Genomic DNA, 21,516 nt, shown 5'->3' with positions numbered 1-21,516 from the left:
GTTGGGGTCAATGCCGAGTTGAATTCACATGGCTTTGCGAATGAATCCGTTAGATTAAACTGCGTGCTCATCCAGCGTTCGAATCGGAGGTTGTTCGTGTTGCATGGCGCACCAAAGGTCATAATTCGCCTGAAGGTTGATCCAAAAACGTGCCGTGCTGACGCCAGCCTTCTCCAAACGGATGGCCAAATCCGGACTGATCCCTGCTTTGCCATTGAGCACCCGGGAAAGCGCAACCCGCGACATGGCTAAACGTTCGGCTGCCTCCGTAATGGACAATTCCAACGGATCGAGCACCGTTTCTTTGAGAATTTCGCCCGGATGGGGATGGTTATGGATCATAATTCTACCTTCAGTGGTAATCCTGATAATCGATCATCTCGACATCGGTTCCGGCGAAGCGGAATGTCACCCGCCAATTACCGCTTACACTCACCGACCAGTATCCTTTCAGTGCACCCTTGAGCGAATGCAAGCGCAAACCTGATTGGTTTAGGTCTTGCGGTTCTTTCGCTGCATCAAGCATGGCGAGAATCATACCCAGCTTTTTGGCATGAGCGGCTTGAATGCCCCGCGTTGATCCGGTTCGATAAAACGTTTCTAGACCCTTGTGCCGGAAGTCGATGATCATGAGCGAGAATATATCGCGTAACGTTACGCGACGCAAGCTTGTTAGATGAGGTCAATAGCTAAATCACAAATACTTCTTGAACATCGACGCGGCCACCGCCACGGAAATCCCGAACAGGGCCGCGAACGGCAATACCACGAAGTTTGGATGGACCGACACCGGCAAAGCCAAATAGACAATCCAGGGCAGGATCAACGAGGGGCCGATCAGGCGTTTGGCGTGATGATAGACGAAGGCCGATTCCCGTCCGCCCCCGTATTTTCTCAGATCCCTCTGGACCAAACCGTCGGAAACCGCCGCCATCCCGGCCAGGGCGAACGCGGGGAGGGCGAGGGTGAGCACCGCCAGGCGGACCGCGAACACCTGCACAATGTACCAGGCCGACCATAGATAAGGCTCGACGAGGCGGTAGAGCCGTCCGGTCCAAGCACCCAGTCTGCCACCTCCCGAATCGGCGACTCGATCCGCCCAATCCGGCAGACCGGTCTTGTCGAACAAGCGCCTTGCGGATTCCGCCCAGCCGGCGGCGAACCGGGCGGGATCGTGCACCAATGGGTGCGGCCGGTATCCGCTCTGGAGATAACTCACTTCGTGCTCGAGCATCCGGTGGCAGTGTGCGACGCCCTGATCCTGCCAGAAGAACGTCAACCCGACCCACTCGGTGAGGATCGAGAACACCAGGGCCAGCAGCAGCCAGCCGGCCAGCCGGAAAATCCCCCCAAGGGATCTCAGGACGATCCCCCGTTGCGCCGGCTGCGGATGGTCGGAGCGTTCGCGGACCTGCGCCATCATTCCGCTCCCCGCCACCACAAATCGCCGGTGGCGTAGCGGGTGCGCATGGACGTCAGCACCTCGTCCAGGTCACGCGGCATGGCCGGATCGTCGGCCGCACCGGGCAGCGGCAGGCGGAGCTTCCAAAGCCGTCCGCCCTCCATGAGGGCGAAGGCCTGTCCCCGGGGCAGGGCCATCACGTCGGCGGGATGAACCAACGGTACCTTCTCGTTGGAGATGCGGTCCTGGTTATTGGAGGTGAAATGAACGTCGGAGACCGGATCGGACGAATCGTGCACGCCCGAGACCAGCATCTTGGTCTTCACGTCCACCGTTTCCAGGCGGCTGGTCAACAATTCCGCGGTGGTCAATTGCCGGGGGCGCAGCATGACGAGCGAATTGAAGTTGCCCTCCACCTGACCGGCCCGGGCGGCCGTCCCCATCCGCGCCTCGATGTCGGACCAGGTCTGGGTGTAGGCGGTCACCTGGAACCCCGCTCCCCGGGCTTTGTTGACGAGCGGAATGAATTCGGGGCCGATGATCTCGTTGAATTCGTCGGCGTGCAGGGAAACGTTCGCCTTCCGGCGGCGAGCGCCCGGCAAGCCCTGATCCACCCCGTGCTTATAGATCCGGGCGGCGAGCGAGGTCAGGTCGGAGAACATGGAATTGCCGACCGCCTGCGCCACCGCCATGTCGGCCATGGCGTCCAGTCCCACGTAGACAATGCCTTTCCGCCGGATCACCTGCATCCAATCGAAGATGGGGCGGTCATCGTCGAGGTCGTCGTAGTCCGGGGCGAGCAGATCGGCGGTCTTGCCGGTGATGAGCTTTTCCAGCAGTGGGCGCAGCGACACCACCAATTTGTCGTAATGGGTCTTGTCGTGCTCGACGGCGGCCGTCAATCCGGCCAAGACGGGATCGAGCAGCCGCCGCTCCTTCAGGTATTGGACCAAGGCGGCGGTTCGGCGCCCGCGGCCGCGCATGTTCGGCGGCAGGGTGCGCTCGTTGAGCGTGTCCTCCAGTTCCCGGATTTCCGCCTCCCAGCCGGGACGGCGATCGTCCAGCCAATGCGCGCAGTACTCCTGAAACAGCGGCTCGATGTCGACGATGTACTTGAATACCGTGGGATAGTCCGGGCGCCTGCCGAGGGCCTGAAGCGCTCGGGCCACGTTGTTGACGAACAGCCACCCGAATTCGCGGAACGCCGCCGAATTGCCCTCGCCGGGCAACTGGTTGGCGATCCGCGTGGCCACCTCGGTGACCCGATCGTATTCCCCGATGGGATTGTAGCGGGCGGAGATTTCCGGATAGCCCAGGTGGAACAAATATAACTGATCCTCGCGGCCGGACCGTTTCGCCTCGGCGACGATGCGCCGCATGAGGTCCGCGTCGCCCTTGGGATCGAACACGATGACCGTATCGCCGCGGCGAATGTCCTGGGTGATCAAAATTTCGGCGAGCCGGGTTTTGCCCACGCCGGTGGCCCCCAGCACCAGCATGTTGCCCTCGCGGTCGCGCAGATCCATCCACATATCCCTTTCCTCCAACGCCCCGACGCCGTGCAGCTCCGGCTTGCCGCCGACGGGCGGCAGCGGGCGTAGCGGATTGAGAGGCACGTCGGCCGCCGTCAGCCGTGCCAGGGGGCACAGCAAAGCATGGTTCTCCCATTCGATTTCCCATGCCCGCACTTGTTCATGTAGCGCACTTGGCTCGACATACCGCCGTCCCTCATCGGTCTGGGTGTTCCTGAGCCGTTGGGTGTGCTTCTGGGTCCAGCGGAACCCGCGGCCCAGAAAAAGATGGTGGCGTCCGGTGGGAATCTTGTCCGCGGCCAGGCGATAGCGGGGCAGGCGCACCAATGCCTTTTGATAGCGGATCACTTGCATGCCCTGGCGGAATCGCCAAACCGCGAGCCAGGCCAGCCCCGCGGCGGTACCATAAGCGATGGGTGGCGTCATGAGCAGGAGCGGGGGCGACAGCACGGCGGCCATGGCACAGCAGGCCGCCGTCACCGCCGACCAGAATTCGACGGGCGGCCGCAACAGCGCTTCGATGGGCCGGTCGCTCATTGCTCGACAAACCTTCCGGAAATCAACACCGGATAATGCCGGATGCCGTAGGCCTCCGCGATCGTATCGGCCGGCGCGGGTGTCAACCGCAGCGCCGGAAAGGCCCGGGCCAGCGCGAGGAAACGGCCCATGCTTTCGACCTCGGTCACCAGCCCGCTGGCGCCTAACTCGGCCAGACGCCGGTAATGCCGCTTCAACCACCGCAAGGAGCGCGGGTCGTCCCCCACGACGAACAGCGGACACCCCCGCCATCCGTCCGGCAATCGGACCCGCCGCCGCCTAACCGGTCCCGGCGTCATGCGCGCGGTATGCACCGGGAATAAAAGGGCTGCCGGGTCCGGCGGACGCGCAGGGCTTGGCAACGAAGCCATGGAGGGAATCGAATACGGCGGCGGTTCCCCGCCTTCATCGAGCAGTACGACCGGCTCGTCCGCCACGGTTGGTGTCCCGCTCAAGCATGCCAACAGCGGTACGGTGAAAAGTCGGAGATCAATTCGCATCGGTTGGGTCGCTCAGCCGCTCCAGCCAGGCGGCCACCCGCCGCCGGTAACGATTTGCCCGGCGCTTTCGCGCGGGCGTATCGGGCGAACCGGCGTGATAGCGGCCCACCGCTTCCATCCAGTCGCTGGTTCGAGCGTATTCGCGTTTGAGGACCTTGGCGCCCGCCGCCAGATTGAACCAGGGATCGAGCGCCCGCCACGGATTCTTCAGCAGTTTGGCGTGCCACCCCCAGTTGACTTGCATCAACCCCACGTCCACCCGCCGTTTCCCGGTGCCGAGATGGTTCATCAGCGCCCGGACGGCGGCACTCCGGGTGCCATATCGCTCGCCACGTCCGGCCACGTTCAGCGTCCAGGGCCAGGGGCGCATCCGCCCGCCCGGCAGTTCCAGGTTGCTCTCCGTCAGGGCGACGGCGTACAGCAGGGCCGGCGGTACCCGCATGGCCTCGCCCACCGTCCGGTAGGCGGGCGGTACTTTCATCGTGTCCGACGCTCCGCCGACCGCCGGGGCGGCCGCAAGCAGGATCGCCAGGGTGGATTCAATAATAGCGACTAGCCACTTCACGGGCGATGCGGTCCACGACGTTGTCCGGTTCGAGGGCACGATGCAGCCAGGCCCGGCCCTCCGGTTCGACGGTAAAGTGGCTCGCCACCGTGAATACCGAATGCAGCCCCCCCGGCAGGACGGCGAACTCGCCCACCATGTCGGATGGTCTCCAGCGGTCGGGTGTGAAGCAGGGATCGCGCAGCAGCAACTCCTCCGCGACGCGCTGAATCTCGGGCAACCCCACACCGATTCGGTGCAATTTCCCGAGCGGACCGTCGAACACCGTTTCCCAGACGACCAGATTGTAGATCCGCCGTTCGACCACCTGTCCCCAGGGATAGGCATATCCCATGGCCTTGCCATACAGATCGTCGATCAGGCGCCGCAGCTTGGCCCGGCCGATCTTCCGCCGGCGCAATTCGTCCACGACGGGGGCCGGGCAAGTAAGCGGCATCGGTTCTCCGTCCAACAACTTACGCTGTGTTTCCATTTTTCTCCCATCACAATTCAAGTTGGTCGATTCGTCCTTCACGGATGCGCAGCGCCCGGGGCACGGTGGCCGCCGGACCCAGCAGCCGCACGAGCAGCTTGCGATCCCGGTTGAGGGTGGTCTTGCCGCGCTCGAGACGATCCCTGTCCAGACCGGCGTGCTTCGCCCATGTCCCGATTCGCGCGGCATCCGGGCGGTCGACGAAGTACACGTCGAGCTGGAGATCCATGCCTTGCGCCAGCAGTTCCAGGCTGCGTAGATCGGCATCGCAATCGGGGCACTCCAGGCGGGTGAAGAACAGCAATCGGTCGCCCCGTTTCAATGCCTGCTCCCGTCCCGGCAAACGATCCACGTCGACGATCTCGCCGGACGGATTCATCTCCCGCCAGGCTTCGTCGTAGGCGCGTTGGAACGCCAGTATCCGCCGGGTGTCCTCGCGCATCATCCTGGCCCACATGCGGGCGTATTTTCGCCGTTCGGCCTCGCTTTCCGCATGAATACCCAACACTTCGACCGGGGACAGATTGGCGGGGCTGACGGCGCTGCGGATGCCCCGCATCAAGTGTTCATAGCGCGCCCATTCCTTTTCGCTCAGGTTCCACATCTCACGACTGAACCGGGTCGGGGCTTGGGCGGTTTTCGCCGTCCGGACACGGGATTGATGCAGGGGTGCCTGCCGGATATCCGTGAATCGGGTATCGGCGCTTTCATCGGCGGAAACCGTACCGTTCAAGCTCGCGGCAAGCAGCAATGGCGTGATTTTCCGTGCGAACATGAAAATCCCCCTTTACTTTCTTTCCCGGCGCTCCCAGACGGGAGGGAATCCCGTGCCTTTACACAATCGGCACGCCAGGATCTCGCCTTCATCCTCCACGGTGAGCGTGATGTTCTCCGAGGGATCGTCGGTGTATAGGCGTATCCGATCGCCGCTGCGCTCGACATTGACCACCACCGGGCCTTTCAATCCCATGATCAAGGCCTGATCGCCTTTGACTTCCATCGAGATTTCGACGGGACCAGTGAAACCGCTGGTGTGGTAACTCACGTAGTAGCCCTCCACCCGGTCCGCGGGCTCGCCGCAGCCGGCCAGCATCGCCAGCAGGGCGCTTACTTGAACAATTTTTCTTTCCATGTCGCACCTCTCTCCGGTTCTTCCGAATCCTCGGTCTCGATTTCCCCATCCGCTTGATCGGGGTCTTTAGCCTCCTCAACGTCCCGCATATCCTCGTTTTCCGCCGCTTCCGTCCATGACGCCTCCCGGATCGGCGGCGCATGTCTTGCACGCCTTTTCCGTTCGATCACCTCTTGCGGCGGTTTACCCATGGCCTCGATCGCGCGTGCGGCGAGCTGATTCATCTGCGCCAGATCCTTGCGGACGACGCCGGTGTGCCGCCAACCCATGGGCAAAATGAACGTGCTTCGTATCCTCCGTCCCGTTCCGTTCAGGATGGCGGCCATCCGATCTCGGTCGAGGAGGGCGAAATGACGGGCGGATAGAATGGTGCGGGTGAGCCGGTCGAAATCGGCCAGCAGGTAGGCGCCCATGTAACCGTAGGGATTCGGGAAGCGAAGCGGCACTTCCCCGGGCTGGACGGATTCGGCCACCTCGAGCCGTATGCCATCCATGACGGTCAGCACTTCGCGCACCGTTTCCTCTTGTCGCCGCACTTCCATCTTGGCCTCGTCCAGGGCGTCCTCGATGCGGATCAGGAACCAATCGGCATAGGGATCGTCTTCCTGGGCCGCTTGCCATACCAGTTGCGTGCGATGGGCAAAGCCCGTCAAGCCGACGATGGCCGGCTTGCCGTCCCGGCCTTTGCGGCCGTTGACCAGCCGCTGGGCTTGCCAGGTCTGCACCGACAGCACCGCCTCGCCACGCAACGGGGCGGGGCCGCGGCGTTCGTTCGACCTATCCATTTCGGATTTGCCGTCAGTCATGAAAACCTCCTATCGTTCAATGGTGGCGGGGATTTCCACGTTTCGCCCGTCCCGCGTCAAGGTCAGTCCATCCGGCCGCAGGGAGGCGACCTGCCAGTCCGCCAGTTTCGATCCGGGGCGCAGGATATGGATGCCGTTCGATTCGACCACCGCCTGCCATTTTTCACCCCACCGGTCGATGGCGATCACTTCCACCTGGGGTGCCTGCTTTTTTCGACGGCGCTGTTTATGAGCGACCCATCTCGCTTCCTTGATGGCCTGCTCGGCCTGTTTCCGTGCCTTCTCCACCACTTTTTTCAACGCCTCGACCCGTTCCATGCGTTCCGAAAGGCCGTTCAGGCGTGCCTCGATCCCGGTTTCCAAGGTATCCGGTCGTTTCTCGAGGACGACGATTCTTTTTTCAAGATCGTTCAAGCGTTCCCCGATCCCGTTCAATTTTCGGTCGAAGTCCGGTGCCGGGACGGTGGGTTGAGGTTCGGCGAGCGCATCGTTCACCAGGCGCTGGGACAGTTCGGCCTCCTGCTCGCCCCCGGTCACCGTTTCTTCGGGGTTCGGCATGCCGCCTGTGTCCATCGTATCGACGCCGGAATCGGCGGCTTGCCGTTTCTGGATCCACAACGCCCTGCCGCCGAAGACCGTCAACACCAGGACGCCGATCACGAGACCGAACAACCAAAAAGGCGGACGTTTGCGCGTCCGCGGCGGCGGAATGCGGTCCACGGTGGAGGCTTTATCGTGTCTGGGATTTCTCTCGGTCATCATCAATCCTCCCATGCATACTTGATTGTCCTTCGAACGGGATCCTCGCGGAGACGGAACCCTTCGCCGGCCAGAACCGCCAGCGCGGTGCGCAGTGGCACCGGACCGATTTGGCGGTGGACCTCCGGCAGCGGTCGGCGGAACAAATGGCGTACCGCGGGATCGCCGGGAAGCAACCGGTAGCCGCTCCGTATCAGGAGCCAGCGGACCGCCTCGCCGACGGTGGTCACCGTTTCGGGAAAGGTGACCCGGACCACGACCGAAAGCAGGTCCATCTGTCCGGGGTCGGGTGTGGCGGTCGTTTCCATGTAGCGTCCCACCCGCTCGGCCGGTGGGGGTGGGGTGTTAGCGGACCGTGAAATGGGTTTCTCGTTCCTTCCCGCAAGAGGAGTGCGGGTTTCCGCCATCCTCTCCGTATCCGCCTCGAGTATGGCGGGTTCGGAGGGAATGGCCACGGATTCGCCGGCAGGCGGGTCAGCGGTCGGTGGGGCGGCGCAGCCGCTCAGGGCCAGTACGGCGGCAATGGGTGTGACGGTTCGCATGTGAATCTCCTGTATCGATTCGGTGGCGAACACGGTAAAGGAGGGAGGTCGTCGGCAACAGAAAAAAACGTTTAAAGTGGATATACGTTTTTTGCCGTTTCAGATGGGCTGAAAAAGCAACAATATCAATGTGATGGGGTGAAGTTGAGAATCCATGTCAAAAGGCGGGAAAAAGGACTTCGACCGGCCGAATCCGGCTAGCCCAGAAATAGAAATCAAATAAAATCAATAAGTTATACTTAACTCATTGAGAAGTAAAACCTTTCTATTTTATAGATAACGACAACCCGTGTCTATGTGTCGTGTCCCGGATGATTGACGACACGTTTATGAAACAAGTGTGGGTGTGACCTTTGCCAATTTTTCAGGGCTTGCACTGGATGAATATGCCCCAAGGCTTTCTGAGGCACTTGATGATTGTACAACCAGACGTATCGTCGAAGGGTGGTTTCCAGTTCCTCTCCGGAGCGGAAATGATACGTACGCAGGATATCGGCAATACGCCCGTTGAATCGCTCCACCATGCCGTTGGTTTGAGGCCTTTTGGGGCGGATGAGTCGATGCTCGATGCCCAGTTCCGTGCACAGTTGATCGAAGACGTGCTGTCCGGTCGGGGTCCGTTCACCCCGGGTGACAAAGCGATCGGTGAATTCTTTTCCGTTATCGGTAAGAATCTTTTCGATCTTAAACGGCGCGGTCTTGGCCAGCGCCGCCAGAAAATGCCGCGCATGGCGGGCGCTTTTGCTGTGATAGAGACGCACAAAGACCCAACGCGTGGCCCGATCGATGGCCACAAACAGATACCGCCGCCGGGTTTCATCGGCCATTTGGGGCAAATATTTGACGTCGATGTGCACAAAGCCGGGGACATAAGCTTTGAAGGCTTTCGCCTTAGGTGGGCTTTTATCCGCCGGAGGTCTGCGAGACACCCCGTGTCGCTTGAGCATCCGATGCAACGAAGCGCGGGTCAGGGTCGGATGAATGAATTCCCGCACCACCGCCAGCAAGTCGTCCAGGGACAAGTCCAACTGCTGGCGCAGCACCAACACCACCTGCTCTTGAGCCGGCGTCAGGGTCGTGGGCAGCCGGTGCGGGGTATGCGGCAAGTCTTCCACCGAATCGCGTCCCTTCCAGCGCGCGATGGTTTCCACCGTGACGCCAAAGCGCTTGGCCAACACCGTATTCGGTTCCGTACTCGCCTGGATCAAAGCGCGGATTCGGGGCGTGGTCGTCGCGTTTTTGTGCAGTCTTACTTGCATCCTGTCACCTCTCGCATGATGTCTCTGGCCATCAGTAAACCACACCGACGGCCTATTAGGGAATCATCCGTGACACGACAGATACCCCACAGCAATTTGTAAACAAGCTCTTATTAACCCGGCATGAATTTATCGAACAATGATTAAGCGGCATAATGAATGCACTCGGCATTGAAATATTTTCTCACCCTGTGGGGTTGTTTTTGGATGGAACGTAGATGAGAAAGGACTTTACGCTTGAGATGGGTTCCATCCTTCACCGGTTCGCCGGCATGCAACCGAGCCTTGAGATCGGCATTGAGGTATTCGTCGGGATTCAAATCGGGACTGTAGGGCGGCAGGAAGAACAGTTCGATACGCTCTGGATACTTGGCAATCCAATCCCGTACCTTGCGACTGTGGTGGACCTTGTGGTTGTCGAGGATCAGGAAGACCTTGCGCTCGGCGCCCCGGATCAGGCGCCGAAGAAACCGAATCATGGGATCGGCGCTAAAGGGGCCGGTATAGCACATGAAACGAACTTTGCCTTGCGCGGTAATCGAAGCAATCAGGTTGATCCGGATCCTGCCCGATTGGGGGAGCACCAGAACCGGCGTTTTGCCCTCGGGCGCATACCCCCGGGGGTGATGTTCCACCGACAGCACACCGGTTTCATCGCCCCAGTGAATTTCAGCTTTCTCTTGCCGGGCACGGACCTGAATGCGGGGATAAACCCCCTCCAACCATTAATGCACCGCTTCAGGGTTCTGTTCGTACGCTCGCTTAATCGGGCGTTGCGGGGTCAACCCCCAACGTCTCAGATACAAGCATACCGTCCGTTTCGGCAGCAACAGGCCAAAGTATCGATGGATCAAACGCCGCACCGCTTGCGCATTCCACAGGGCATACGGCAAACCCAACCGGTCCGGCGTCTGGGCAACGAGATCCTGACCCAACCGCGCTTCCTGGGCCGGTGTCAAAAGACGACCCGAGCCCATACGCCGACCCCGTTTTCGCTCTCGGCTTGAGTGTCCCGAACGCGCCTTGGCGATCCATACCACCATCGTCGGGCGCCGAAGCCCCAAATCCCGAGCAATGGTGCTCTGACTGTATCCACGATTATGAAGCCGAATCACCACCTGACGCAGTTGTTCTCGTGCCGAGGAGGTCAGTTTGCGAACATCAATGCTGTGCGTTTCAATGTCCAAAGTTTATCATCAAACTGTACGGTAAATTAATTCCGGGTTAATAATAGTTTTTTGCTCGAGTAGGTGTACATGAGGAGCAAAGGGGTGCGCTCAGGACTTCTTCGGGGCAGCCCTTGGCTGTCCAGCCGCTTTGTCAAGTGGCGTTGGTGTATCGGGGTCGGGCGCTTCTGGTGGCCTGGAAGGTGAAACGGCAACCCAGTGCCAGCGTGGCTTTTCAGGCCTACCACTCGGTTCTGGCGCAAAGTGTCTCCCGCCTGAAAGGTTTTGAGGTGATTTTGCTGGCCGATCGTGGATTTTGTCATCTGCAGTTGCTGTGCTGGATCAAACGGACGCCGGATTGGCACTGCCGGATTCACCGGATTCAGATGAAGCGCAATACGCCGGCTTGGCGATGAAGCGGCGCCGGTTACCGCCCGCTGAAATGGCGCCTGGACGCCGGCCAGGTGCGTTATTACCACACCGTTTATCTCTGGAAGCTGCATGAAGCGGTGAACGTGGCCGTGGGCTGGGAAAAAGGCGCCAAGGAACCCTGGTTGATCCTGAGCGATGAATGGACCGATGAAATGACCCTCGCCGATTACGGCAAGCGCTTTGCCATCGAAGAGGGGTTTCTGGATCACAAATCCAACGGCTTTCAATGGGCGTCTTCTCGGCTACGACAAGCCGAGGTCTTGGATCGGCTGTGCTTTGTGATGGCGGTGGCCACCTGGATTGTGACCTGTCAAGGAACGGCGGTGGTAACCGAGGGGCAGCGTAGAACCGTCGATCCGCATTGGTGTCGGGGATTGAGCTATGCCCGTATCGGCTGGAATTGGATCCACCATGCCCTGGCTTGCGGGAAGACACTTATCGATCGGTTGTGGTTACCCTCCGCCGACGATCCCGCTCCCCTTCCTACAGCCTCGGATCGTTCGCGCAGGATGGAGGAATTACCTTGGCAATATAGCTTTTGTATCCCTGACTCCACTACATGACTGATTTTGCATGGAAAAATGAGTTTTGTCAGGCAGTCAGCGCTGCCCACTGAGAACCATGCTCCGCTTGGTGATCCAATACCAGCCGAACCGCCCGTTCTCGGACTTCCGGCGCATATCTTATTCGCTTGTTCATGACTCCATCCTCTCAAAACATGGAGTCTCCGGCAAAACCGGGGCGGTTCACCGGCTTCTTTTTGACAAACGAGGCGGCAGACATAAAGATGGCGTGCGGCGGATAGCAGGAAGCGGGCAGGGTGCGGCGAGTTGAGACTTCTCACGGACTCTAAGGCGGTCCGGCGTGGACGAGATTGTCCGGGAAAAAAAAGCCTCCGATGCTCCGCTAATAGAACTTTAGCTGCCAAAGCTATTAAGCTTTCGGGGATGCTTCTTGTGTGTAAGTAGGGATATCAAGCGCTACGCGTAAAATCTGAGCCCAGGGCTTGATTTATTTTTATTTTGTGTTCTAGAAAAAATGTTGCGCGACCTCTCCGTCAGGTGTTAGTTTTACAAAAGCTTTTGGCTGGATCGGCAGGTGGGTTAGATGGAAGATCGAACCATCTCATCTGGAAAGCAGCCCCAGACGCGCGACGAAGCGGGGCAGACCGTCTCTGCGCCTTCGATTTCTCTTCCCAAAGGCGGCGGTGCCATCCGGGGGATCGGCGAGAAGTTCGCCGCCAATCCTGTTACCGGCACAGGGTCCTTAACGGTGCCCATCGCTACCAGCCCTGGCCGTTCGGGTTTCGGACCACGGTTATCTCTTTCCTATGACTCGGGCGGTGGCAACGGGACATTCGGGTTCGGTTGGAATCTGTCGCTCCCTTCGATTACTCGCAAGACGGACAAAGGCCTCCCTCACTATCGCGATACCGACGAATCGGATGTCTTCATCCTCTCCGGCGCCGAAGACCTTGTGCCGGTACTGGCCGATGACGGTGCACGCTGGAGCGGTACGCGCAACATCGAAGGCATCGAGTATCGCATCCATCGTTACCGCCCGCGCATAGAAGGGCTGTTCGCACGTATCGAGCGGTGGACAAACATCGCCGATCCCGGCGATGTGCATTGGCGCTCCATTACTAAAGACAATACTCTCACCGTTTACGGCAAAGAACCCAACTCGCGTATCGCCGATCCTGAAGACCCGAGCCGTATCTTTAGCTGGCTGATCTGCGAGACGCGCGACGACAAGGGCAATGCCGTCATTTACCAGTATAAGGAAGACGACGGAGCGGGTGTGGATCTTACCCGGATTCACGAGCGTAATCGCGGTGACCGTCACGATCAACGCCGCAAAACCAACCGCTACATCAAATGCATCCGCTACGGCAACCGAGAAACTTTACTAGATGCCCGAGGGCGTCGCCCGAGATTTTTAACTGACGCCCAAATCCAAAATGCCGGCTGGATGTTCGAGGTGGTCTTCGACTACGGCGAGCACGACCCTGAGGTGCCGACGCCCGAAGACTCGGGCGAATGGGATTTCCGCGAAGATCCGTTCTCGTCTTACCGCTCCGGTTTCGAGGTGCGCACGACCCGCCTCTGCCAGCGGGTGCTGATGTTCCATCATTTCCCCGGCGAGGAGGGCGTTGGCGAAAATTGCCTGGTGCGCTCCATGGATTTCACGTATTCGCACGAGGAGGACCCCGACAGCGCCCGCAACCCCGTCTACACATTCCTGCGCGCCGTCTCGCAGTTCGGTTACAAGCGTCGCGGCAGCGGCTACCTGAAGCGTAGTCTCCCCCCGGTCGAGTTCGAGTACAGCCAGCCCATCGTGCAGGACACGGTGGAAGAAGTGGACGAGACGAGTCTGGAAAACCTCCCCATCGGTGTTGACGGCGCAGCCTACCAATGGACTGACCTGCATGGCGAGGGCATACCCGGCATCCTTACCGAACAGGCCGGTGCCTGGTTCTATAAACGCAATCTGAGCCCCATCAACGGAGGCGAAGCCGAGTTCGCGCCATCGGAACGGGTTGCGCTCAATCCGAACCTCGGCCTCGCGGACGGCGCTCGGTTCATGGATCTGGCCGGCGATGGGCAGCCCGATTTGGTGATGCTCGAGGGGCCGACACCGGGCCTGTATGAACACGATGGCGGGGAGGGCTGGCAGCCGTTCCGTGCCTTCACCGCCCGGCTCACCCGCGACATGCGCGATCCCAACCTCAGGTTCGTCGATCTGGACGGAGACGGACATGCCGATGTCCTGATCACGGAAGACGATGCTTTCGTCTGGCACGCCTCGCTGGCCGAGGAGGGGTTCGGGCCCGCCCGCCGCGTACAGCAGGCCCTGGACGAGGAGAAAGGCCCGCGCCTGGTCTTTGCCGATGGCACGCAATCGGTCTATCTGTCGGACCTCAGCGGCGATGGGCTGACCGACCTGGTGCGCATTCGCAATGGCGAGGTCTGCTACTGGCCCAATCGGGGCTACGGCCGCTTCGGCGCCAAGATCACCATGGATCAGGCGCCCTGGTTCGACTCACCCGACCAGTTCGATCACAAACGCATCCGGCTGGCCGACATCGACGGCACCGGCACCACCGACATCGTCTATCTGCACCGCGACGGCGTCCGGATCTACTTCAACCAGTCCGGCAACAGTTGGAGTGAGCCGCAGGCGCTGAGCGTTTTTCCGCGGGTGGACGAGCTGGTCTCGATCGCCGCCACCGATCTGCTGGGCAACGGCACCGCCTGCCTAGTGTGGTGTTCGCCATTGCCGGGCGATGCCGGCCGACCAATGCGCTACGTGAATCTGATGGGTGGCAAGAAGCCGCACCTGCTGATCAAGACCAGGAACAACCTAGGCGCCGAGACCGAAGTCCAGTACGCCCCCTCGACCAAGTTCTATCTCGCCGACAAGCTCGCCGGTAAACCCTGGATCACCCGCCTGCCGTTTCCGGTGCATGTGGTCGAGAAGGTAATCGTGAAAGACAAATGGCGCGGCACGCGTTTCGCCACCACCTACAGCTACCACCACGGCTATTTCGACGGGATCGAGCGCGAGTTCCGCGGCTTCGGCCGAGTGGATCAGATCGATGCGGAGTCCTTCGGCGAATTCGCCGAAGGCAATGCGGGGAGCCCCTACATCACCGATGACAAAACGCTTTATCAGCCGCCGGTCAAGACCATCACGTGGTTCCATACCGGTGCCTTCCTAGACCGCGAGCACATCCTCTCGCAATACCACGCCGAATACTTCCCCACCTGGTTCGAGGCGCTTAATCCAGCCGAGACAAACGTGCTCGGCGCGTTCCGCGAGGACAGCTTGCCCGAACCCGACCTGCATCCAGGTGATCTCAGCGGCGAAGAACTGCGTCAGGCCCTGCGCGCCTGCAAGGGCATGATGCTGCGCCAGGAAGTCTACGAGCTGGATGTCGATGCGCTGGAGCGCGGCGAAGAGCGGCCGGTCAAGCTCTTCACGACCGCCTACCATAACTGCCACATCCGTATGCTGCAGCCGCGGGCGATGAACCCACACGCGGTCTTTCTCGTCACCGAGAGCGAAGCCATCACCTATCACTACGAGCTCGACCTGCGACCGGGAACGCTCACGCCGGACCCGCGCATCGCGCATACGCTGAATCTCAACGTCGACGAGTACGGCAACGTGCTCCAAGCGGTTGCGGTGTCCTATCCGCGGCAGCGTGATCACGAAGATTCGACACTGCCATCCGATGCCTTGACCCGCATCCGCGCAGTGCAGTCCGAACGCCATCTCGCCTATACCGAAACCCGCTACACGAAGGACATCGACACGCCGGATGACTATCGCCTGCGCGTACCCTGCGAGGTCAAGACCTATGAGCTGACAGGGATCGCGCCGGGCTCCGGCGCTCCTGTTGGATACTTCACGCTCGAAGATCTGCGCGGCTACCGGCTCAGCAACCGGTATCAGCCGAGCGGCATCGCCGTGACCGACATCGGCTATCACGAGATTGCCGCCGGTCGCACGGCGAAACGCTGCATCGAACACGTGCGGATGCTCTTTTTCCGGGACGACTTGGGCGGTCCGCTGGATTTTGGCCATCTCGGCCGGCTTGGACTGCCCTATGAAACCTACAAGCTCGCGCTTACCGATACCTTGCTCGATGCGGTGTTCACGGATACGACCGGAAGGAATAAGCTGGAAGACATCGTCGATGGCGCTACCACTGTGCGTGACAAACTCCGGGACGCGTCGGTCAGCGGCTATCTCGCCGGCGCCGCGCTGGCGGCGAGCTTCCCCGAGGAAGACACCACCGGCCAGTATTGGATCCGCTCCGGCATCGCCGGCTTTGAACCCGACGCCGCCGAGCATTTCTTCCTGCCGGAACGCTACACCGATCCCTTCGGACATACCACCATCCTCGATTACGACGACCACGACCTGTTCATTCGGTCGAGTACCGATCCGGTGGGGAACTCCGTCGCGGTCGAGGCATTCGACTATCGGATACTCGCTCCCCGGGCAATGCGGGACATCAACAACAATCTCTCGGAAGTCGCGTTCGACATCCTCGGCCTGCCGGCGGCGATGGCTATCGAGGGCAAGGGCGCCGAAGGCGATCATCTCGAAGATCTCGCCCCCGAGATGCTCGATCCCGCGCCGACCGACCGCTTCCGCTTCTTCACCGACACCTATGACGAGGATGAAGCCCGCCGCTGGCTCGGCAGCGCCACCGCGCGGCATGTCTACTACTTCGGAGAAGAGGTTGATGACACCGGCAATGTCGTTGCGTGGGGGGCGCATCCCGCCTGCGCCGCCGCCATCCTGCGTGAGCGCCATGTGGCGGATCTCCCGTCAGGCGAGCGCTCCGATATCCAGGCGGCGTTCGAATATTCCGACGGCGGCGGCAATGTACTGGTCAAGAAGGTACAAGCGGAACCCGAGACCGCCGGCGGTCCGCTGCGCTGGATTGCAAACGGCAAGACCGTGCTCAACAACAAGGGCAAGCCGGTCAAGCAGTACGAGCCGTATTTCAGTGTTGACGAATTTGGCCAACCCAACCACCGATTCGAGGACCCGCATGAACAAGGCGTAACGCCCATCATGTACTACGATGCCCCCGGCCGGCTGGTGCGCACCGAACTGCCGGACGGCAGCTTCAGCCGCGTGGAATTCTCGCCGTGGCACGTCACGAGCTACGACCCGAACGATACGGTGCTCGAGGCTGGAAACGACTGGTACTTGCGCCGTACCGATCCGGCTCATAGGGATTTTGCAGACTACGGCACCGCCGAGAATCAGCGTGCCGCACGGCTGGCGGCCGAACATGCTGATACGCCCGCATCGGTGTATCTCGACAGCCTTGGCCGCGAGGTCGTCAGCGTTGCCCATAACCGTGTCAAAGACGGATCAGGCGCATTGCGTGACGAAAAATATGTCACCTTCACCAAGCTCGATGCCGAAGGCAAGCCGCTGTGGATACGCGACGCGCGTGGCAATTTGGTCATGCAGTACATCACGCCCCAGAAGCCGACCATGTGGTCGGCGGAATCCAATGAGGACATACCATCCGGTTCCGTCCCTTGCTACGACATCGCCGGCAACCTGCTCTTCCAGCACAGCATGGACGGCGGAGACCGCTGGATGCTCAACGACGCCGCCGGCAACCCATTCTATGCCTGGGATCTCAACGATCGCATCACCCGTGACGGTGAAAGACTGCTCGAGAATCGAATTTTTCACACGACCTACGATGCTCTCCGCCGCCCGCGTGAACACCGGCTGCGTATCAATGATGGCACCTGGCAGGTGGTCGAACGATTCGTGTACGGTGACAAGGCTGGATTGTTCCCGGTAAGACCTGCGCATGAGACCCCGGAGGCGCAGGAACGCAACCTACGCGGGCAGGTGTACCACCACTATGACCCGAGCGGGCGAATCACTAACGAGCGCTTCGACTTCAAGGGCAATCTGCTGGAGGTCAAGCGCAGGCTGGCCACTGCCTACAACGCCCCGGTGATCGACTGGCCGGAAGATTTCTCAGACGCCGGTCTGGAAGGGGAAATGTTTACCCAACGAACCGAATACGACGCCCTCAACCGAATGACGCGGCAGGAGAACTGGCATCTGGAGGAGCGAACCCCCGCGGTTTATAGGCCGCGCTACAACCAACGCGGCCTGCTGGCCGGCGAAACGCTTTCGGTACGAGGCGTGCCGACCAACGCGATCGTAAGCATTGCCTATAATGCGAAATGCCAGCGTGAGTTTATCGAGTTCGGCAACGGCACCACGACAACCTATGACTACGACCGGGAAACCTTTCGCCTGATCGGTTTGCGTACAATCCCCCGCACAGATTTAGCCCTGCTTCAGGATCTGCACTACACCTACGACCCGGTGGGCAACATCACCGGTATCCGGGACGACGCACAGCAGACCGTTTATTTCGCCAATGCGGCGGTCGAGCCGCATTGCCGGTATGAGTACGATGCGCTGTATCGGCTGATCCGCGCGGACGGGCGGGAGCATGCGGCACAGAATAATATTCAGCGCGACGGACGTGACTTTGAGCCGGTGATCGGCATTCCATTCCCTAACAGCCCGGAAGCATTGCAGCCTTATACCGAGCGCTACGAATACGATCCGGTGGGCAATATCTTGAGCTTGTCCCACAGCGGAGGGCACGTGCTGCGCTGGAAGCGCTGCTATCAGTACGCGCTGGACAGCAACCGTGTGCTGGCAACCGGCAGACCGTCCGACCTGCCATCGCCCGAAGACGACTGTCCGCCGAACTACGTTGCAGCCCCCAGCCTCTCGGTGCGCTACGACTATGACATTCACGGCAGCATGCTGAATCTCAACCGGACTCCGGATGAATACCGCCTGCGGTGGGATTACCGCGACATGATCCACCACGTGAATATGGGAGGCGGCGGACAGGCCTGGTACAACTACGACGCCGGCAAACAGCGCACCCGTAAGCGTAAGCGCAATGGCAGTACGGTGGAAGAGCGGCTCTATCTAGGCGGTATAGAGCTATATCGCCGGTGGGTTGGCGGCAGCCTGGTGGAGGAAATCGAGACCCATCATCTCTTCGTCGATGATCAGCGACTGCTGCTGGTGGACGATGTCCTGACGACCGATAACACCAGCCTTGGGACCGGCACCCTGTTCCGTTACCAATACGGTAATCATCTGGGCTCGGTGGTACTGGAGTTGGATGCTGATGCAGCGATCATTTCCTATGAAGAATATCACCCCTACGGTACGACGGCCTATCAGGCGCGGGGACGGGGCGTGCGCGCGACGGCGAAACGGTATCGCTATACGGGAATGGAGCGGGATGAGGAGACGGGATTGAGTTATCACACAGCGCGGTATTACGCGCCTGCGATTGGAGCGTGGTGTAACGCCGACCCAAAAGGGATAAAGGCCGGAATAAATTACTACGTCGTCTTTGTCGGCAATCCCATTAATTGGGTTGATCTAGATGGAGCACAGCCGCGCAGATTACCTTTACCGGGCGGTGTCGAAAATAGTTACGAAATACCGATGCCCCTAGCGCCCCAGATTCCTGCACCTAATGAGGGACTTGCTGATTCTAACGGCCTGTCAGAAGCTCTGGTTTCGCGCATCCAGTGGATAGGTGAAGTCTCTCCTCCCAGGACGCTGCAGCGGATTTCGAATGTCGAAGACAGAGAGACGCTTCATTTGAGGCTATATCTACGGAGACCAATTGAAAGCGGAAGAGTTGGTGAGCCAACAACAGGTCAAGGGGATATCAACATTTCTACTGTCGCGGCGCGATTCTCAGCGAATACTTATCGTGGGCAAAGAAACAGTGACCCACACCAAGGCTTACTGACTCAAATTGACACAAGAGACAGAAGCGGTGACGCATCACAAGTTAACGCATTTCGACATGCCTTGTGGCAGGCGCTTATTACGAAGGAGTTTGGGGCTGAATTTGCGCGCGAAGTTGGTAATGCTCACGAAGGGGGGGCGGCGCTTTCGCAGGAAAGTCGTTTCGAGCGGTTGTATGAAGCAGATACACAAGCTGATCTGAGAAACAACTTCTATGGTCGGCTGATTGGGAGGTCTCTGGAAGATATGCCTGCCCGGGACGTCGCGCTGGCTGTTCTTTATTTCTTCAAAGAATTTGGACTTTTTGTCGCGAGAAGAGAAGGCGATAGTTACGTGTTGGTGAGACAACAAATATCTGATGAACAGTTCGAGGTCGCCGTAAGAGCCATCAACGAGTCAAACAACTACGGTTTTACCGAGGAGCAATGGCAAAATTGGCTTAGGAGTAATAGGGGACAGACCACGGTTCTCTCAGATTAGCAATAGGGGACAGCTCATTGCGTAGATACTGTTATGTTCGTCAAGTACCATGAAGAGCCCGCGTAGGTTGGGGTGAGGCACGAACCCCAACGGAGACGGGGGTGGCATCACGATATGGCGACACAAACCCGTGTGCCTGATGTCGGTTGATTCGAACCCATTGCGCGATGGTCTAGCCGAATTGTTGGGGTTCCTTCGTCACCCCAACCTACGGTTTGATGTGACGTAAACGATGGGAATGGCGAACGATGCGTTATCGGCGGGCGGATGTGGCGGGTGGGACGTACTTCTTTACTGTCAATCTGGCCGAACGGAAACGAACCTTGCTGGTGGATCATGTGGACGTACTTCGAAATGTATTACGGGAGGTCAAATCGAGGCATCCCTTCCATATCGACGCTATGGTGATCCTGCCCGACCACCTCCACGTTGTGTGGACGCTGCCAGAGGGCGATTGCGACCATCCCACGCGGTGGATGTTGATCAAGACAGGATTTTCGCGACGGATACCGGCAGGTGAGCAGCGTAACCAAAGCCGGATGACAAAAGGCGAACGCGGTATCTGGCAACGCCGCTATTGGGAACACCTGATCCGCAACGAGCGGGATTACGGGCGGCATGAGGATTACATCCACTACAACCCGGTGAAACATGGGTACGTCAAGCGGGTGATGGATTGGCCTTATTCGACCTTCCATCGTGAAGTGGAACGCGGCATCTATCCGCTAGACTGAGCAGGTATGCCCGAGGCCGATTTTAATGCGGGTGAGCTTGACTGAGCCATTAATATGTTGGGGTTCGCTTTGGTCACCCCAACCTGCGCGGGCTGAACACATGAGCGAACACAACAGTTCAAGCAAACAAAGCTGGTGGCATACCCTTCCTGGCGTACTTACCGCTATCGCCGGCCTCATCACGGCGGTTACCGGCTTGTTCGTAGGGCTGCAACAGGCGGGTTTCTTCTCGGACAAGCAGGATATCCCACACCCAACTGACATGAGTAGTCCTGTTACCGGCCCCGACACAACCTTATCGTCAGAGCCAAAGGCCGATGCTCACTCAGGTTCCGGTGAACCGACGGGTGAGACGTCGTCCAGTCGAAGCCGGAATCTTCCACAGCAATCCACACCACAAAAACAGGGGATAGGAACTTTGAAGACATCCTCCGGGAGTATCGCATTCGATCGTATTAAGGGCATGTCCATGGGGCACAGTAAACTTACCATCTCGCAGTTAGGTACGAGAGTCGATATACCTCTGGAGCAGATTAAGAAAATTACTTTTCAGGATAAGAATGCGATCCGTATTGACTATTGGAGCGGTGAGTCCGAAGAAACTCAATTCCACTGCTACTGGAACCTGCCGGTGACTTTTTACGCCGGGGACAAGGAAATCTATTACGGCGACTGCAAGGACTTTCATGTCGTCGAGCAGATTGAGTTTCATCACGCGCAATAGTTCATGACCGCACGGCTTGCGTCTCTGAGTAACCACGCCTAATGCACAACCGAGATCTTCTGATCCCACATCGGCGCGCCTCAGCGATCGCAACGGCCCAAACCCGCCAACTCAAGGAGGTC

The 21,516-nt window shown here is 59.5% G+C and carries 20 protein-coding genes; 5 read left to right on the top strand and 15 right to left on the bottom strand.

Features of this window, described 5'->3' with window-relative positions; genetic code table 11:
• Positions 1-54 precede the first annotated feature (54 nt).
• The 15 genes from H035_RS0114965 to H035_RS22255 all read right to left on the bottom strand — a co-directional run bounded on the left by H035_RS0114965 (position 55) and on the right by H035_RS22255 (position 10,693).
• On the bottom strand, positions 55-342 hold the full coding sequence (locus tag H035_RS0114965) for a HigA family addiction module antitoxin (protein ID WP_022949774.1): 288 nt from the start codon (positions 340-342) through the stop codon (positions 55-57).
• A gap of 10 nt (positions 343-352) precedes the next feature.
• Positions 353-631, bottom strand: coding sequence for a type II toxin-antitoxin system RelE/ParE family toxin (locus H035_RS0114960; protein WP_022949773.1), 279 nt, complete (start codon positions 629-631; stop codon positions 353-355).
• A 63-nt stretch (positions 632-694) separates the two neighbouring features.
• Positions 695-1,423 carry a TIGR03747 family integrating conjugative element membrane protein gene (locus tag H035_RS0114955; protein WP_022949772.1) on the bottom strand — a complete coding sequence of 243 codons (729 nt, stop codon included), beginning with the start codon at positions 1,421-1,423 and terminating at the stop codon, positions 695-697.
• Positions 1,420-3,471, bottom strand: a complete 2,052-nt coding sequence (gene traD / locus H035_RS0114950; protein ID WP_022949771.1) for a type IV conjugative transfer system coupling protein TraD — start codon at positions 3,469-3,471, stop codon at positions 1,420-1,422. Before traD ends, H035_RS0114955 begins: the two co-directional genes overlap by 4 nt.
• Positions 3,468-3,971: an integrating conjugative element protein gene (locus tag H035_RS0114945; RefSeq protein WP_022949770.1), complete on the bottom strand. Its 504-nt coding sequence runs from the start codon at positions 3,969-3,971 to the stop codon at positions 3,468-3,470. Before H035_RS0114945 ends, traD begins: the two co-directional genes overlap by 4 nt.
• Complete coding sequence (locus tag H035_RS22045) at positions 3,961-4,536, bottom strand: lytic transglycosylase domain-containing protein (protein WP_026596667.1); 576 nt, start codon at positions 4,534-4,536, stop codon at positions 3,961-3,963. Before H035_RS22045 ends, H035_RS0114945 begins: the two co-directional genes overlap by 11 nt.
• Entirely contained in the window at positions 4,511-5,008 is a 498-nt protein-coding gene (locus tag H035_RS22040; protein ID WP_022949768.1) for a hypothetical protein, read from the bottom strand. The genes H035_RS22045 and H035_RS22040 overlap by 26 nt, the downstream gene beginning before the upstream one ends.
• Positions 5,009-5,018: 10 nt before the next feature.
• Positions 5,019-5,783, bottom strand: coding sequence for a TIGR03759 family integrating conjugative element protein (locus H035_RS20075; protein ID WP_022949767.1), 765 nt, complete (start codon positions 5,781-5,783; stop codon positions 5,019-5,021).
• Between the two features lie 12 nt (positions 5,784-5,795).
• Positions 5,796-6,140, bottom strand: coding sequence for a hypothetical protein (locus tag H035_RS0114925; protein ID WP_026596666.1), 345 nt, complete (start codon positions 6,138-6,140; stop codon positions 5,796-5,798).
• On the bottom strand, positions 6,116-6,946 hold the full coding sequence (locus H035_RS20070) for a PFL_4669 family integrating conjugative element protein (protein ID WP_022949765.1): 831 nt from the start codon (positions 6,944-6,946) through the stop codon (positions 6,116-6,118). Before H035_RS20070 ends, H035_RS0114925 begins: the two co-directional genes overlap by 25 nt.
• Before the next feature lie 9 nt (positions 6,947-6,955).
• On the bottom strand, positions 6,956-7,708 hold the full coding sequence (locus H035_RS0114915) for a hypothetical protein (protein WP_022949764.1): 753 nt from the start codon (positions 7,706-7,708) through the stop codon (positions 6,956-6,958).
• Positions 7,708-8,247 carry a PFGI-1 class ICE element type IV pilus protein PilL2 gene (gene pilL2, locus H035_RS20975; protein ID WP_022949763.1) on the bottom strand — a complete coding sequence of 180 codons (540 nt, stop codon included), beginning with the start codon at positions 8,245-8,247 and terminating at the stop codon, positions 7,708-7,710. Before pilL2 ends, H035_RS0114915 begins: the two co-directional genes overlap by 1 nt.
• 293 nt (positions 8,248-8,540) lie before the next feature.
• A complete protein-coding gene (locus H035_RS0114905) occupies positions 8,541-9,506 on the bottom strand; it encodes an IS481 family transposase (RefSeq protein ID WP_022948216.1) in 966 nt (321 codons plus the stop codon).
• A gap of 143 nt (positions 9,507-9,649) precedes the next feature.
• The gene (locus tag H035_RS22260) at positions 9,650-10,228 is read right to left on the bottom strand and encodes an IS630 family transposase (protein ID WP_200861592.1); all 579 of its coding nucleotides are present in this window, start codon (positions 10,226-10,228) and stop codon (positions 9,650-9,652) included.
• Between the two features lie 3 nt (positions 10,229-10,231).
• Complete coding sequence (locus H035_RS22255) at positions 10,232-10,693, bottom strand: winged helix-turn-helix domain-containing protein (protein WP_200861591.1); 462 nt, start codon at positions 10,691-10,693, stop codon at positions 10,232-10,234.
• A gap of 113 nt (positions 10,694-10,806) precedes the next feature.
• Between H035_RS22255 and H035_RS20970 the strand changes: the two genes are divergently transcribed.
• The 5 genes from H035_RS20970 to H035_RS0114880 all read left to right on the top strand — a co-directional run bounded on the left by H035_RS20970 (position 10,807) and on the right by H035_RS0114880 (position 21,394).
• Positions 10,807-11,088: a hypothetical protein gene (locus tag H035_RS20970; RefSeq protein ID WP_051149868.1), complete on the top strand. Its 282-nt coding sequence runs from the start codon at positions 10,807-10,809 to the stop codon at positions 11,086-11,088.
• 48 nt (positions 11,089-11,136) lie between these two features.
• Positions 11,137-11,667: a hypothetical protein gene (locus H035_RS20965; protein ID WP_051149867.1), complete on the top strand. Its 531-nt coding sequence runs from the start codon at positions 11,137-11,139 to the stop codon at positions 11,665-11,667.
• Between the two features lie 544 nt (positions 11,668-12,211).
• Positions 12,212-19,936, top strand: a complete 7,725-nt coding sequence (locus H035_RS20050) for a SpvB/TcaC N-terminal domain-containing protein (protein WP_022949762.1) — start codon at positions 12,212-12,214, stop codon at positions 19,934-19,936.
• A gap of 248 nt (positions 19,937-20,184) precedes the next feature.
• A complete protein-coding gene (locus H035_RS20045) occupies positions 20,185-20,670 on the top strand; it encodes an REP-associated tyrosine transposase (protein ID WP_022949761.1) in 486 nt (161 codons plus the stop codon).
• A 100-nt stretch (positions 20,671-20,770) separates the two neighbouring features.
• Positions 20,771-21,394 (top strand): hypothetical protein, encoded by a 624-nt coding sequence (locus tag H035_RS0114880; protein WP_022949760.1) that lies wholly within the window; start codon positions 20,771-20,773, stop codon positions 21,392-21,394.
• Positions 21,395-21,516: the final 122 nt, after the last annotated feature.

The organism is Methylohalobius crimeensis 10Ki, assembly GCF_000421465.1.
Classification (GTDB): domain Bacteria; phylum Pseudomonadota; class Gammaproteobacteria; order Methylococcales; family Methylothermaceae; genus Methylohalobius; species Methylohalobius crimeensis.
The sequence above is the reverse complement of the archived record's forward strand: the minus strand, read 5'-3'. Positions and strand labels throughout refer to the sequence as shown.